Consider the following 15,740-nt stretch of genomic DNA (forward strand, 5'->3'; position numbering starts at 1 on the left):
TTGCGTAAACGTTGGCGTTACAGAAGTATCTATAGTCACTTCAACTTCAGAAAAGTCTGCTCCACAAGTTGCTCCAGCAACCTCATAAGTATAAGTTCCTGCTGTATTTGTACTTGGATCAAAAGTCCCTGAATCACCTCCAGCTAATACACTAGGTCCAGACCAACTACCTCCTGTGTCTGGGCTTCCTCCAAGATAATCTAATAAATCAATTGATGCTCCTATATCACATACGCTTATAGATCCATCAACTCCTGCATTAGCATCTGTAGGTGTTACATTAATACATACCTCTTCATCATATGAACAACCAAAATCATCAATAACTGTAAACGTATAACAAACACTTCCTGTACTTGTAGGTTGAACTGTTATGGTGTTTCCACTAGTATTAATAATATTACCATTACTATCGTTTGCTGTCCATGTTTCAGAAGTAAATGCTTGTGTAAATGAATCATTTGGCTCAAAAGGCAAAATTGCTGGATCTATTGTTATTCCCCAACTAAAAATATAACCATCATCTGAACCTAAATCATCATTTATTGTTAAGCACCAATTTCCATTTAAAGGGGAACCTATAAATGCAGCAAAAGAATTGTCACTATCCCAAGAGCCGGGTTGCTTTGCAAGATCACCATTTCCGTTTGCCATAGTTGGTGCATTTGCTAAATCGACACCTATTGTCCCTGGTTGAACAAAAGCATAATCCCAACCAACTCCAGGCCCCGTTCCATCCGCTTCGTCAGGAGTTCCCAATCTATTGGTAGCACCAGCACCGAAACCAATATATTCATGAAGATCAACAACAACTCCATTTGGAGCTGTTATAGAAATTGTTAAATCTCCTAAATAAGAATGCTCAATATTCATAAAAATATTTTGAATATCTGAAATAGACTGCACAGTATCGGCTGCTGAATAACAATCTACTGTAACACAAGTACTATAAACACCCGAAGAACTATCTGGTAAAAAAGTAGTTCCTGTAACAGGAACTGCACAAACATTAGCTTCACTTTGTGGTGCTACCACGCCAGTTATAGTTGTGGTATCACCCTGACATATTGTAACATCTGTAGCAACAGTACCAGTAAAATCTGGTGTTGGTGAAACATGAATGTATTGTTTTATAAAATTATTACTTGTACAAATATCTGTTGTAATTGTTAAATTTGCTGTATATATTCCTTGATCAGGATAAGTATGAGATACACTTTGTCCTACTCCAGTTGTTCCGTCTCCAAAATCCCATGTATAAACAGCTCCAGCACTTGAACCAGAAAATGTACCACTTCCATTAAATGTAACACTATCTCCTTGACAAATCTCAACTACTCCAGCTCCATTAGCTGCTGGCAAAGTAGAATCTAAATTCGCTACAATTGTTTGATCACATTGTACCACACAAGATATATCTGCAGCCCAACCCGAATAGTTAACCAAATAATCACTTTCAAAATAGATTGTTAAACAACCCCCTGGATCGCTAGAAACAAGTGTTCCTGGGTTTGTTTCATATGTACCCATAAGTGGATATGTATCATCAGGCCCATTATATACCATCATAAAATCATACCCACCTCCTTCAATATCAAACTGCGTGAAATCTAATTGAATAAATGATCCTGGAGTATCTGGACAAAAAGTAATAGTTTCAGCTTCCCAATAAGAATAATAACCTCCCGAGCCACCTGAGTCATAGAATGTACCAGAACAAGTATAATATGTTCCATTTTGCATATTATATGTTTGCGAAAAACCACAAAAACCAATAAGTATTACTACTATAAATAGATATTTTCTCATTTTCTGTTAATTTTTTGTGACGATTCTATTACTAAAATATAATTTGAATTATCAATTATATACCATGTTGGATCTGGACTTGCAAAATTAACTTTGTATTTAAGCGGGTTGAAATTATTTATATTTAAAAACTCCTCTCGTTTCAAAGAAGAATTTAGTTTATTATTTAAAGGAATTTTGAATAATTCATGTACTTCTTTGTGTTTTAACAGCTCCTTTTTATTTTGTGTATAATTTATGTAACGTATTCTTGCAAAAAAATCTTTAATAAATTGATAACGTCTTGGATTATTAAAAACTAATTTAGTTGCTTGGTCTTGATAAACCTCTACAATGCATTTTGTTATAAACTCGTTAGAATAGTTTGGTTGAATTTTTTTAAGATGATTTTTTTTTTGTCCATAAATAATGGAACTTCCTATAAATATAAATAGGAAAAGCATAAGTAGTTTTCTTTTCATGGTTTAGGTTTAGAATTGATAAAAACAACTAAAATCTTTTAGATTTCATTAAAAAAAAACGAAACAATCAAACTTGTTTCGCATAATAAACTGCATAAATTAAAGTAAAAATGTTAAAAAAAACAAAAAAATTCCTACAAAACTGTTAATTTATTGAATATTATTCAAAAAAAATAAGCGCTATAAAATAAAACCAAATCTTGCGAGAAACCACATTCAAAACAACAAAAACACTCATTGTCAGACTTTTAATAACAAAAACAAAACGATACTACACAGCAAACACCACAAAATCAACACATAAGCATGACTATTCTTTTTTTTTAGAATAAATTTAACTTACTTTTCTAAAAAGACACTTATTTAGAGTATAAACAGGATTCACAACAAACTACACTTAAATAAAAATAAATCAGATTAATAAATTGACAATATTAACAACCCTTCTTTTTAGCCATCAAGAAGTATTAGACAAGTTTTAAAAAGGGTAGAAATACCAACTATACAAAAAACAATACCAAACACATGTGTTTTCTTACTATTCATACTTTTACACCGTTTTATCTGCCTGATTTTTATATATTTACAAAGCTATTAATCAACAAAATATTTCAACCTTGTTTCTCCCGTTATTAGGTATTGAAACAAGGTTGTTTTGTATTTATTTGTTTAGTAATTAAAATCCCTAAAAATGATTAGTGTATGAATTTAATACACAGAAGAACTTTTTTTCTGCGTGATTTATATATAACTATTAATCCTTAACCATTTTAATTATGAAAACAACACTAAAAATTTCCTGCTGTTTTATCTTAATCTTTTTATTAACTTTTTCATGTAGTAGTGATGATGATGGAGACACAAGTCCTCCAGCAAACGTAAGCGCTTCCGATTTTACTAATTCTATTGCAGAAAATTCAGAAAACGGAACCATTATTGGTAACGTGCAAGCCACTGCAGGACAAGGCGATTTAAATTATGTAATAAGTACACAAACACCAAATGGAGCGCTAAGCATAAACCCTTCTACAGGAGAACTCTCTGTAGCAAACAGTACTTTATTTGATTTTGAAACAAACCCTAGTATTACTGCAAGTGTTACTGTTTCCGATGATCTTTCCAGTGCAACCTCTTCCGTAACCGTTAATGTTAGTGATGTTAAAGATGTTATTTATAAGCACACCGCTTCGGTTGGAAATACCGAAGGTGAAGACACGTTTATTGACCATCCTTATTTAAACGCTAATCCAAATGCTAAAATTGCTATATCACACAACTGGAATGATGGAACTTATAACAATAAAACCACTGGTGTTTGGTACAATCCTGTAGAAATGAAATGGGCAATATTTAACGAAGACACCACTCCTATGCTGGAAGGCAGCACCTTTAATGTTTATATTGCTATGGATGGGGAACTTATTACACATATAGCCACAGAGGCAAACCAAGGGACTAATAGCTCCTACACGATAATTGATCATCCCTTAGCTAATGGTAATCCCAATCAAAAACTTATAGTAACTACTACATGGGATCCAAATTCTGTTTACAATCCCAAAAACTATGGTGTATGGTATGATGGGACAAATTGGAATATTTACACTGAAGGTGCAAGCGATATACCTAACAACGCAGCTTTTAATGTTTTAATTAAAGGAGATGCAGCCGAAGAATTTTCTCATCAAGCAACCGCTGCTAATATTTCTGGAAATTATACTATAATTGATCATGCTTCCTTAAACAACAATCCAGATGCAAAATTTGTATTTACACATAATTGGGGAGCAGAGGGCGACTCTCGCAATGTCGTACTTGACAAAACACTCTCTTTATGGTACACAGGAACAAATTGGTCTATTTACACCGAAGACTTATCAGTAATACCTGAAGATATTTCTTTTGATATTGTAGTTACAGATAATTAAAATCAAAAGCCTTGTTTTCTTACTGGAAACAAGGCTTTTTTTTAAATAAAATCTAAATGCTTAAAAGATGTATTCAATATTTTTTTATCGTCTACTTTTAGCCACTTATTTAATATAGTTGCATATATGGTTCTAAAATCAATTTCATATTTTATATCTCCATTTGCATCTAAATCACTTAAGCTTGCTAAATCATTATAAAGACCTTGTTTTTTTAAATTTTTGCCAATAACAAAAACATTATTTGCAGTACCATGATCTGTACCATTACCCGCATTTTGCTTTACACGTCTACCAAATTCTGAAAAAGTAAGAATTAATGTATTTTTAAAAGAATTGTTTCTTTTTAAATCTTTTACAAAAGCAGCTACACTATTTGCATATATATCTAACAAACGATCTTGTGTATTTACTTGCCCTGCATGCGTATCAAAACCTACAAGGTTAGCATAATATACTTTAGTGTTTATTCCGGAATTAATAAACTGCGCTATCGTTTTTAATTGGTTTGCTAATGGGTTTTTTGTAGGGTAATTTTGTGTAGAAGTGTAGTTTTGTGTTTTTTCATGTAAATAAGTAGCAGATGATTTTGCATCTATCATTGTTTTATATAGATACCCTAAATTATGTTCATTTAAATGCCTGCTGTTTTGATAAGCTAGTATTTTATTAAAGTTAGACTCATGCAATCCTTTGTATAAAAACGAGGGGTTTCTTGTAGCAATACCATTATGCACCTCTCCTTTTAACATAATAGAAAGGTTGTCATCTATTTCTATTGCCTGGTGCGCATACTTACCATAAACATCAAGATATCGACCAATCCAACCAGATTGAAGATGTTTATTAGAATCACTTGCTGTATGCCAAATAGCTGAAGATCTGGAATGTGACCTATTTGGGCTTGGATAACCAACATTGTTTATAATACTTAAATCTCCTTGGTCATATAATCGTTTTAACGGTAAAAGTTTTTTATGCAATCCTACTTCATCATTTAACTTTATAACCTCATTTTTAGCTATTGCAATTTTTGGTCTTGCTTTATAATAAAGATCATTTCTGTACGGCACAATAGTATTTAAACCATCATTACCACCTGAAAGCTGTATAACAACTAATTTATTATAACCATAGCTACTTAAATCTACATTTTCAAATGCCTTTAAAAAGCTTGGAACAAAAAACACACTACTTGCTAGTGCAGAGTTTTTTAAAAATTTTCTTCTATCCATAATTAACACATTTGATATTCTGGAAGACTCATTATTTTTGCTAAATTTTTCTTTTTAGTTAATTTACCAAGTGTCTTTAAATAATTTTGTGTTCCTAAATTAATTTCACACAACACCAATGCAAACAATAAATCATTGGATGCTATTTTTTTTACCTGCTTTTTATAGGTTTTCCAATCAACGGAAACGTTTAATTTTTCTTGATATTTGTTTTTTACATAAACCAATTTAAATTGGTCTGTAAAATTACCTTTAGGCTGTATAGTAAAAGATTCTCTTTCTAAAATCATAGAAGGTAATTTTACACGCACCAAAATACTATTCGTGTTTATCCAATTTTTCCCTCCTTTCCAGCCAGCAACATCTGGTGGATACAATAGCCTTTGATTTAAAATGGTTTGTATTTTTATTAACTCTTCTGTTTTATTAAACCTTAAAGGAATCACTCTACACATACCAACCAGCAACTCTATTGGCGATTTTATTTTAACACCAATATTCTCTTTATTATAAAACCAATCCGATTTAAAAACATAACGCATCAAGTTTTCTATATTATAGTCTTTATAAAAGACTTCTGTCATTAAATGTATATGGCTATTATTTATGTTTTCATTTACAAAATAGCCATATATTTTTTCACAAATAAAACGAGCACACTGTTTTTGTTTTAAAATAATGTCTATAATTTGATCTCCTTCAAAAGCACCTTTTTCTCCTAAAAAGGTCTTCATTCCTTTATCGTGTTGGTATGTACTAAAAACAAACTCTCCTTCAAAATTATTTTTATATCCTGAAAATGCTCTTGCACATTCTTTAACATCTAATTCAGAATAATGCCCAACACCAAGGGTAAACAGCTCCATAAGTTCTCTTGCAAAGTTTTCATTTGGCTTAGACTTATTATTTTGATGTAAATTTAAAAACTGAATCATTACTGCATCTTTTGAGATTGCTTTTACAAACTTCCTAAAATCTCCTAACGCATGCTTTCTTAATGTATTATTAAAGTTTTTAACGTATTTTATTCTTCCGTTTTTTGCCGAAAAATGATTGGCCCAAAACAGAGTCATTTTTTCCCTTAAGGTTTCATTAGTATTTACCAACCTATCCATCCACCTATGGCTGTAATTTTTCATTAAGCTGGCGTTTAATTTATTATACTCTAGTCTTAAATCTCTAGACTCATCTAAAGCATCTTTACTAAAAATATCTATACTTGAAGTGCTAATATGTAGTGGTGTTATTTTAGCAGACTTTAAAAACAACTCTTCAACAACCTCCTCTTTACTTTTACCAGAAAGATTATCTAATTGTTTTGGTAACAAACCAAAACCTGCTCGCCAATATAAATGCAGTATATGTTTTTTATTCATTTTAATAAAACTTAAAGAAAGCTACTTAATTTACATAAACTATCAAAAACCTAACCATTTTAAGCGTAAAACTTTATTTATTTAACAAAAAAATCGTTTTATTAACATAAAACGGTTTTTTATTTATTTTAAAAAGGAGTGACCACTATCTACTAACTAATGTTATCTCTTCTACTTATTAATCAAGCACCATAACTAGTCTGAAGTTTTTTTAGATATACATGTTTCTAAATCTGCTTCTAGTTTTGCTATTCTATTTTTATAAGCATCAATATTAAAAGATTGCCTGTTTCCTCTTCCTGAAAGCTTCCCTATTAAATAACCTAATAAGGCACAAATTACACCAACTAATAACGGAATTAACATACACCAATTCATATTCTAATTTTTATTAATTTTTACAGAGTTAATAGTTACAATAGTTCTTCTGTTTTTAGCTCTACCTTCTTTGGTTGCATTATCTGCAATTGGTTCACTCGACCCTTTAGAAGTAGCCTCTATATTGGTACTTAAAATACCGTTTTGTATTAAATATTTTTTTACGAAATCTGACCTTTGCTGACCAAGAACCATATTATTAGCAGCGTTTCCTGTATTATCTGTAAAACCAACAACTAGTGCTTTTACTCCTAATTTATCAACACATCTAGATATATTTGCAATTTTTTGACGCTGTTCTTCGGTTAGCTTTATTTGTGCTTTTCCTGGACTAAAATATAAAACTAACGGATTTGTTTTTAAGTCTTCACAAGCTGCTAGCAAAGCTTCATTTACTGTTGTTGTTTCTTTAGAAACCGTAACTAATTTACAGCTAATTGGGCCAAATAAAACAGTATTCTCATCAGCAACTAGAGTATCTTTTAACTCACTACTTGTATCAATGTTTTTAGAAGAAATACCTTGAGATACAAAGTAGTTTTTTACTGCATTAGCTCTCGCTAATCCTAAATTAGGATATGCTGAATTGTTTGTTTCTTGACCAATATAACACCCTGTTATAGCTACTCTTTTTAAAAGATTTTCATCTAAATACGTTTTTAAACCTAAAACAGCATTTTTTAATTCTTCTGAAATTGGTTCTTCTATTTTAAAAGTAGAAGCTTTAAAATTAAAATTACTGCTGCTTTTTATAGTATAATCACCATCTTCAATAGTTAAAGGGTTTAACGTTACTTCCTTTTCCTTTAAAACTTCTATATTTTCATCTACTTTATTTTGCTCGCAACTTGCATTATTGCAACAAAACCTCCAATTCAAAAAGGTTCCAACACCAATGGTAAGCAAAATACCAAATAGGTAAGATGTTCTTTTACTCATTTGTTTATCTCTGTTAACATACTTTTTACTATCAATACATTTAACTTATTATAGTTAACAATCTATATTTACATCTAAATTATACGATTTTTTACTAAAAACCGACAAATAACACCATTAATTATGGTGTTTTAAGCAAAAAAAAAGCCACATCTTTCGATGGGACTTTTATTTAATAATTAAACTTCTACTATAGATCAAACTTAATTCCTTGCGCTAAAGGCAACTCGTCTGAGTAGTTTATAGTATTAGTTTGTCTTCTCATATATACTTTCCAAGCATCAGATCCAGACTCTCGTCCTCCACCTGTTTCTTTTTCACCACCAAAAGCACCACCAATTTCTGCTCCCGAAGTACCTATATTTACATTTGCAATCCCACAATCAGAACCTGCATACGATAAGAATTTCTCTGCTTCTTTCATTTCATTAGTCATGATTGCCGAAGACAATCCTTGTACAACGCCATTTTGTTTTGCAATCGCATTCTCCACTTCTCCAGAATATTTCATTAAATATAAAATTGGCGCAAAAGTTTCATGCTGTACAATTTCAAAATGATTTTCAGCTTCTATAATTGCGGGTTTTACGTAGCAACCAGACTCGTATCCTTCTCCTTCTAAAACACCACCTTCTACTAAAACATTTCCGCCTTCTGCTTTTGCTTTTTCAATTGCTTCTAAATATGTGTTTACAGAATCTTTATCAATTAATGGTCCTATATGATTTTTTTCATCTAAAGGATTACCAATAGTTAATTGCTTGTAAGCACCAACTATAGCGTCGCGCACTTTATCATAAACAGATTCATGAATAATTAGTCTTCTTGTAGAAGTACAACGTTGCCCACAAGTACCAACAGCACCAAATACAGCACCAGGAACTACCACTTTTAAATCTGCCGTTGGCGTAATAATAATGGCATTGTTTCCTCCTAACTCTAATAAAGATTTTCCAAAACGCTGCGCAACAGTAGCACCTACAATTCTTCCCATTCTTGTAGATCCTGTAGCAGAAACAAGTGGAATTCTAGCATCTGTTGTCATCATTTCTCCTACTTTATAATCTCCATTTATAATACAAGAAATACCTTCTGGTAAATTATTTTCTTTTAAGATACTTGCAATTATATTTTGACAAGCAACAGAACATAATGGTGCTTTTTCTGAAGCTTTCCAAACACAAACATCACCACAAATCCAAGCCAGAGCAGTGTTCCATGCCCAAACAGCTACAGGAAAATTAAATGCAGAAATAATACCAACAACACCTATTGGATGCCATTGTTCACGCATTACATGTCCTGGACGTTCAGACGGAATAGTCTGTCCGTTTAATTGTCTAGACAATCCTACTGCAAAATCGCAGATATCAATCATTTCCTGAACCTCACCATAACCTTCTTGCAAAGATTTTCCCATTTCATAAGAAACTAATTTCCCTAAAGGTTCTTTTAATTCTCTTAATTTATTACCAAACTGACGTACTATTTCTCCACGTTGTGGCGCAGGAACATCTCTCCACGTTAAAAACGCTTTAGTTGCAGCATCCATCACTTTATCATAATCCTCTCTGGTAGTTGCTTTTACTTTTCCTATTAGTTCTCCATCTACTGGTGAAAATGACTCAATGATTTCACCTTTAGAAAAATTATTAGAACCCGTTGATGTTCCATTATTAACAGCTGAAACACCTAATGCCTTTAACGCTTTATCCATTCCGAAATCTGTAGAAATAGCTTCCATATATGCTTGTTTTTTATGAATTATTTAATTTCTTGCTAAGATACTAATAATTTATCCGTTTTTATTCTTAAAAATATTCCATTTTAAAAGGATTAAATTTTGCGTCTTTTTTTAACTTTAGGAACAATTTAACAACAACAGAAAATCCAAAGTGTTTCTTAATAGAGTATTTATATTAATAAGAATTATATTACATCTCTATAACATTCATCTTCAACAAAAAAACCCTCAATTATGCACATCAAGAAACTTCTTGCTTTAGTCTTCCTTATAACCCTTACTTTTTCATGTAAAAAAAAGGTTGAAAAAACAGATAACCTGTTCCAATTTAAAGACTATATAAGCTACACTACTGCTGGCAGAGTTTCTGTTACAAATACCATTGTAATAAATTTAGCTAATGATGTAGAGGGCTGGGAAATAAACCAAGAAATAACAGAAAATATTGTCTCTATAAAACCACATGTAGAAGGAAAACTACTAGTAAACAACAAACATTCCCTGCATTTTGTTCCAGATGAAATTCTAGATCCAGACACAGAATACACGGTTAATGTAAAGCTAGATAAGCTATTTAATAATATACCTTCAGATTACAAAACCTATACCTTTAAGTTTAAAACCATTACACCAAACTTTAATATTGTTACCAATAATTTACAATCATACAGTAAAGAATGGCAATATGTAGAAGGCCTTATTCGCGCAGCAGATATTATTTCTTTAGAAGATGCCAAGCAATTGGTTGAAGCATTTCAAGGAGAAAAAAAACTAGCAATTGTTTGGAGTACATCGTATAAAAAAGAAAAACTTTTTGAATTTAAAATAGACAGCATCCATCGTTTAGAAGAAGACAGCCAGATACTTATAACATGGAACGGAAAAAGTATCAATGCAGATAATTCTGGAGAAAACACAGTAAACATTCCTGGCAAAAACAACTTTACCATTACCAAAGTAGACGTCATACAAAGCCCAGAACAATATTTATCTATCAATTTTTCTGACCCTTTAAAAAAGCAACAAAATTTTGATGGATTAGTAACTATTCAAAATGTAAAAAACCCTAAATATATTGTCGATGGCAACGTATTAAAAGCATATCCAAACACAAAAGTAGTAGGCAATATTCAAGTCGATGTCTTTCAAGGAATAGCAAACACAGATGGCTATAAATTAAAGAAACCTTTTTCTGAAACTATCGCTTTTGAAGACGAAAAACCACAGGTAAGATTAATAAGTAATGGTGTGATTCTACCAACCTCGCAAGAATTAAAATTTAATTTTGAAGCGGTTAATTTAAAAGCTGTAGATGTTAGAATCATCAAGATTTTTGAAGATAATGTGCTACAGTTTTTACAAGACAACAACCTCAACAACACAAACAGAAATGATGTACGTCGCGTTGGAAGACGTATTGCAAAGCAAACCATACAACTACAAGACGAAGCCGAAAACACAGGAAAATGGAAAACGTATAGTATCGATTTATCGAAATACATGAAAGCTGATCCTGGAGCCGTTTACAGAGTAGAATTAGAAATGAAAAAAGAATACTCCCTCTACAACTGTGAAGGCAATCAAAACATAACCAACACTGAAGATAATGAAGATTATTACGAAGAAGACTATTACTATGAGGATTACAGAGAAACCACAACCGAAGACGAAGACCTTCGTGAAGAAGAATATTGGGATAATGTAACCTACAGCTACAGAAACAATTACTATAACTGGAACGATAGAAAAAACCCTTGTAAAGACGCCTATTACAACAGCAAAACAATTACTCAAAACTTATTAGCATCTAATATTGGTGTGATTGCAAAAAAAGGAGCAAACAACAATTACTACTTTGCAGTTACTAATATTTTAAACACCAATCCAGAAGCAGGAGCAACCGTTGCTATCTATAATTTTCAGCAACAAGAAATTGTAAAAACCAAAACAGACACAGAAGGGTTAGCCACAATAGATGTAGAAAACCATGCTGCTTTTGCCATTGTTTCTAAAGGAAATAACACAAGTTACATTAAACTAAACGACGGAAACTCTCTATCTTTAAGCAAATTTGATGTCTCTGGAAACCACATACAACGCGGACTAAAAGGATACATTTATGGCGAACGTGGCGTTTGGCGACCAGGAGACACCTTGCATTTATCTTTTATGTTAAACGATGCTGGTAACAAACTACCAAAAGCGCATCCTGTAAAAATGGAAATTACAGACGCTAATGGCAAACTTGCTTACAGAAATATTACAACAAACAATCTCAACAACCTATACACCTTTACAATTCCTACCTCTACCGAAGACAAAACAGGAAACTGGAATGCTAAAGTTTCGGTTGGTGGCGCTACTTTTTACAAAGGATTAAAAATAGAAACCGTGAAACCTAATCGATTAAAAATAAAAGTCGATTTTGAAGACGAAGTGCTTTCTGGTGAAAATCCGTTAAACGGAAAATTAGATGTAAAATGGCTACATGGTGCTCCTGCAAAAAATGTTAGAACCGAAATTAAAGCGAAGTTTAGTAACGCGTATACAAGCTTTAAAAATTACTCCGACTATACATTTAAAGATCCATCTCGTTCTTTTGCTACAGAAGAAATTGTCATTTTTGATGGTAAAGTAAACGAAGAAGGTTTAGCAGATATCACCAACAAACTAAATGTTGGTAACAATGCTCCAGGCATGTTAAACGCACAATTTTTAGTTCGTGCTTTTGAGAACGGAGGGGATTTCTCTATGGATGCTTTTACCAAACAATATGCACCTTATAAATCTTTTGTTGGTTTAAAATCACCCAAAGAAAAAGGCTACGGATCATTTACAACCAATAAAAATCAAACTTTTGATATTGTAGTTGTAGATACTCAAGGAAAGCCCATAAAACGCAATGGCTTAGAAGTAAAAGTATATAAAATAAACTGGCGTTGGTGGTGGAATTCTTCTTATGACAATCTATCCTCCTACACCTCAAACACCTATCATCAAGCCTACAAAAACATGAAGCTAAATACAGATGCTAATGGTAAAACCAGTTTCACTTTAAATATTCCAGAAAGCGATAAAGGCCGTTTCCTTATTCGTGTATTCGATCCTAAAAGTGGGCATGCAACAGGGCGAACCGCATACTTTTATAAAAATTGGTATACACCATCAGGAGACAAAGAAGCCGCAAAAATGCTAGCTTTTGCTGCTGATAAAGAAAATTATAATGTTGGCGAAACTGCAACTATTACTTTTCCTTCTGGTAGTGAAGGTCGCGCACTAGTTAGTATTGAAAATGGCACAGAGGTATTAGAGTATAAATGGGTGAAAACCACTAAAGGAGAAACTACAGTAAACCTTCCTATTACTGCTAAAATGGCTCCTAATGTATTTGTAAATATTTCGTTATTGCAACCACACGCAATTACTGCTAACGATTTACCTATTCGTTTGTATGGCGTTATCCCAATTATGGTAGAAAACCCAAATACTAAACTAGAGCCAGAATTAAAAATGCCTAACGCTTTAAAACCGGAACAAGAATTTGAAGTTTTTGTATCCGAAAAAAACAACAAAGCAATGACCTATACCATTGCAATGGTAGAAGAAGGCTTACTGGATTTAACAAGATTTAAAACCCCAAATGCCTGGAGCGAATTTTACAAACGAGAAGCTTTAGGCGTAAAAACCTGGGATGTTTTTGATGATGTCATTGGTGCATATTCCGGAAGCGTAGATCAAGTTTTCTCCATTGGTGGCGATGGCGCTGCTGCAGATGGAAAAAACAAAAAAGCAAACCGTTTTAAACCTGTAGTTACCTTTTTAGGTCCTTTTCAATTAAACGCAGGAGACAACAAAGCACACAAAATAAAAATGCCAAATTATATTGGCTCGGTTAGAACTATGGTTGTTGCTGGAGACATCATCAACGAAGCATACGGAAGCACCGAACAAACGGTTCCTGTTAAAAAACCTTTAATGGTATTGGCTACGCTACCACGAAAATTAAGTCCAGGTGAAAAAGTAACGCTACCTGTAACTGTTTTTGCTATGGAACCTACCATTAAGAATGTAAATATTAGCTTAAAACTAAGTGATGGAATGGAAGTTATTGGCAGTAAAACACAAGCACTAACTTTTGCAAAACCAGATGAGAAAATGGTGTATTTTGAACTGGATGCTAGTAAAGCAAAAGGCATAAATACTGTAGAAGTACTTGCTACTGGAAACGGAGAAACATCTACTTACAAAGTAGAATTAGATGTAGTAAACACCAATCCTATTTCATCTATTGCATTAGACGCAGATTTAGAAGCAAATGCTTCAAAAGACTTAGACTTTACAACCTTTGGTGTGGCAGGAACCAATAGTGCAACCGTAGAGTTTTCTACCATGCCTCCAATGGATTTCTCTAGAAGACTACAATACCTTGTGCAATATCCTCATGGTTGTGTAGAGCAAACTACTTCTAGCGTTTTTCCGCAGTTATATTTACAAGATATTTTTGATCTGACTTTTAAGAAAAAACAAGAAATACAATTAAATATTGAAAACGGTATCAAACGTTTAGGTCATTTTCAAAGACCAAATGGAGGAATGAGTTATTGGATGGGAGAAAACACAGCCAGTGATTGGGGAACCAGTTATGCTGGACATTTTATGATAGAAGCAGAAAAGAAAGGATTTGTACTTCCGCTTACCTTTAAAAACAATTGGATTGCCTACCAAAAACAAGCTTCTCGAGATTGGAGACCAAGCTATAAAACCTACAATTCTGATCTTGCACAGGCCTACAGATTGTACACTTTAGCATTAGCTGGAAGCCCAGATTTAGCAGCAATGAATAGACTTCGTGAGTTTACCGAAATTTCTAACGAAGCAAAATGGCGTTTGGCAGCAGCATATGCTTTAGCTGGACAAGAAGAAGCAAGTGCACAAATTTCTAAAACTGCTAATATTGAATTCTTAGCTCCTAAATATAATTATTACACCTATGGTTCTGTAAACAGAAATCGTGCTATGGCTCTAGAAACTATGGTAATTACTAAAGATAAGCGCGCTAGAGACTTAGCCAAAACCATTGCTAAAGAATTATCTGAAGATAGATGGATGAGTACACAAACTACAGCATACAGCTTGTTAGCAATGGCAAAAATGGTAGAAGCAAATGGCGGAAAATCATTAAAAATACAATACACTTTAAATGGTAAAACAGAAGAAATAAACACCAAAAGCGCCATTGCACAACGAGACTTAATCGTTAAAGAAGGAAGTAATTCGCTTTCCTTTAAAAATAACCAGAGTAATTTGGTTTATGTTCGTGTGTTAAACTCTGGAAAACTGCCTTTAGGAAATGAGCTTACAGAACAACGTGGTTTAAGTGTTGCTGTGGTGTATAAAGATGTACAAGGAAACACTATAGACATTTCTAAGTTACAACAAGGCCAAGATTTTGTAGCAACTGTTAAAGTGACTAATCTTAAAAATGAAAAGGTGAATGATGTGGCACTGACACAAATATTTCCTTCTGGTTGGGAAATTGTAAACACACGTTTTACAGATTTTGGAAGCAGCACCACAAGCCAAGCAAGATTTATAGATATTCGTGATGATAGAGTAAACTTCTATTTCGATTTAAATAAAAAAGGAAAATACGACACTAAAACCTTTAACGTCATGCTAAACGCTGCATACCTAGGAACCTATTATTTACCTGGAGTACAAGCTGAAGCTATGTATGATAATGAGTTTATGGTAAGAAATAAAGGACGCTGGATTGAAGTAGTGAAGTAACCAATTCTGATGCAGGCAGGAATGCTATAACAAAAAGCATTGGTTTTTAAATTAAAAAAAACATAGCAGATTGGTGCGTT

9 protein-coding genes are annotated in these 15,740 nt (G+C 32.8%); 2 read left to right on the top strand and 7 right to left on the bottom strand.

Annotated features, from left to right (window positions below; all coding sequences use genetic code 11):
• Together KO494_RS00045 and KO494_RS00050 are read right to left on the bottom strand one after the other, a co-directional pair.
• Nucleotides 1-1,809: PKD domain-containing protein (locus KO494_RS00045; RefSeq protein ID WP_215965538.1), on the bottom strand; the 1,809-nt coding region annotated here is incomplete at its 3' end.
• The gene (locus KO494_RS00050) at nucleotides 1,806-2,270 is read right to left on the bottom strand and encodes a hypothetical protein (RefSeq protein WP_215965539.1); all 465 of its coding nucleotides are present in this window, start codon (nucleotides 2,268-2,270) and stop codon (nucleotides 1,806-1,808) included. The genes KO494_RS00050 and KO494_RS00045, both read right to left, overlap by 4 nt.
• 776 nt (nucleotides 2,271-3,046) lie before the next feature.
• Here KO494_RS00050 and KO494_RS00055 point away from each other — a divergent pair.
• On the top strand, nucleotides 3,047-4,198 hold the full coding sequence (locus KO494_RS00055; RefSeq protein ID WP_215965540.1) for a cadherin repeat domain-containing protein: 1,152 nt from the start codon (nucleotides 3,047-3,049) through the stop codon (nucleotides 4,196-4,198).
• Between the two features lie 41 nt (nucleotides 4,199-4,239).
• Here KO494_RS00055 and KO494_RS00060 read toward each other — a convergent pair whose 3' ends face one another.
• From KO494_RS00060 to KO494_RS00080, 5 genes are all read right to left on the bottom strand, one after another.
• Nucleotides 4,240-5,433, bottom strand: coding sequence for a DUF1501 domain-containing protein (locus KO494_RS00060; RefSeq protein ID WP_215965541.1), 1,194 nt, complete (start codon nucleotides 5,431-5,433; stop codon nucleotides 4,240-4,242).
• A 2-nt stretch (nucleotides 5,434-5,435) separates the two neighbouring features.
• The gene (locus KO494_RS00065; protein ID WP_215965542.1) at nucleotides 5,436-6,809 is read right to left on the bottom strand and encodes a DUF1800 family protein; all 1,374 of its coding nucleotides are present in this window, start codon (nucleotides 6,807-6,809) and stop codon (nucleotides 5,436-5,438) included.
• Between the two features lie 195 nt (nucleotides 6,810-7,004).
• Nucleotides 7,005-7,187 (bottom strand): hypothetical protein, encoded by a 183-nt coding sequence (locus KO494_RS00070; protein WP_215965543.1) that lies wholly within the window; start codon nucleotides 7,185-7,187, stop codon nucleotides 7,005-7,007.
• A 3-nt stretch (nucleotides 7,188-7,190) separates the two neighbouring features.
• The gene (locus KO494_RS00075; protein ID WP_215965544.1) at nucleotides 7,191-8,126 is read right to left on the bottom strand and encodes an OmpA family protein; all 936 of its coding nucleotides are present in this window, start codon (nucleotides 8,124-8,126) and stop codon (nucleotides 7,191-7,193) included.
• Nucleotides 8,127-8,316: 190 nt separating this feature from the next.
• On the bottom strand, nucleotides 8,317-9,870 hold the full coding sequence (locus KO494_RS00080; RefSeq protein ID WP_215965545.1) for an aldehyde dehydrogenase family protein: 1,554 nt from the start codon (nucleotides 9,868-9,870) through the stop codon (nucleotides 8,317-8,319).
• A 234-nt stretch (nucleotides 9,871-10,104) separates the two neighbouring features.
• Between KO494_RS00080 and KO494_RS00085 the strand changes: the two genes are divergently transcribed.
• Nucleotides 10,105-15,660 carry an alpha-2-macroglobulin gene (locus KO494_RS00085; protein ID WP_215965546.1) on the top strand — a complete coding sequence of 1,852 codons (5,556 nt, stop codon included), beginning with the start codon at nucleotides 10,105-10,107 and terminating at the stop codon, nucleotides 15,658-15,660.
• Nucleotides 15,661-15,740: the final 80 nt, after the last annotated feature.

This window comes from Lacinutrix sp. C3R15 (genome assembly GCF_018860825.1).
Lineage (GTDB): Bacteria > Bacteroidota > Bacteroidia > Flavobacteriales > Flavobacteriaceae > Oceanihabitans.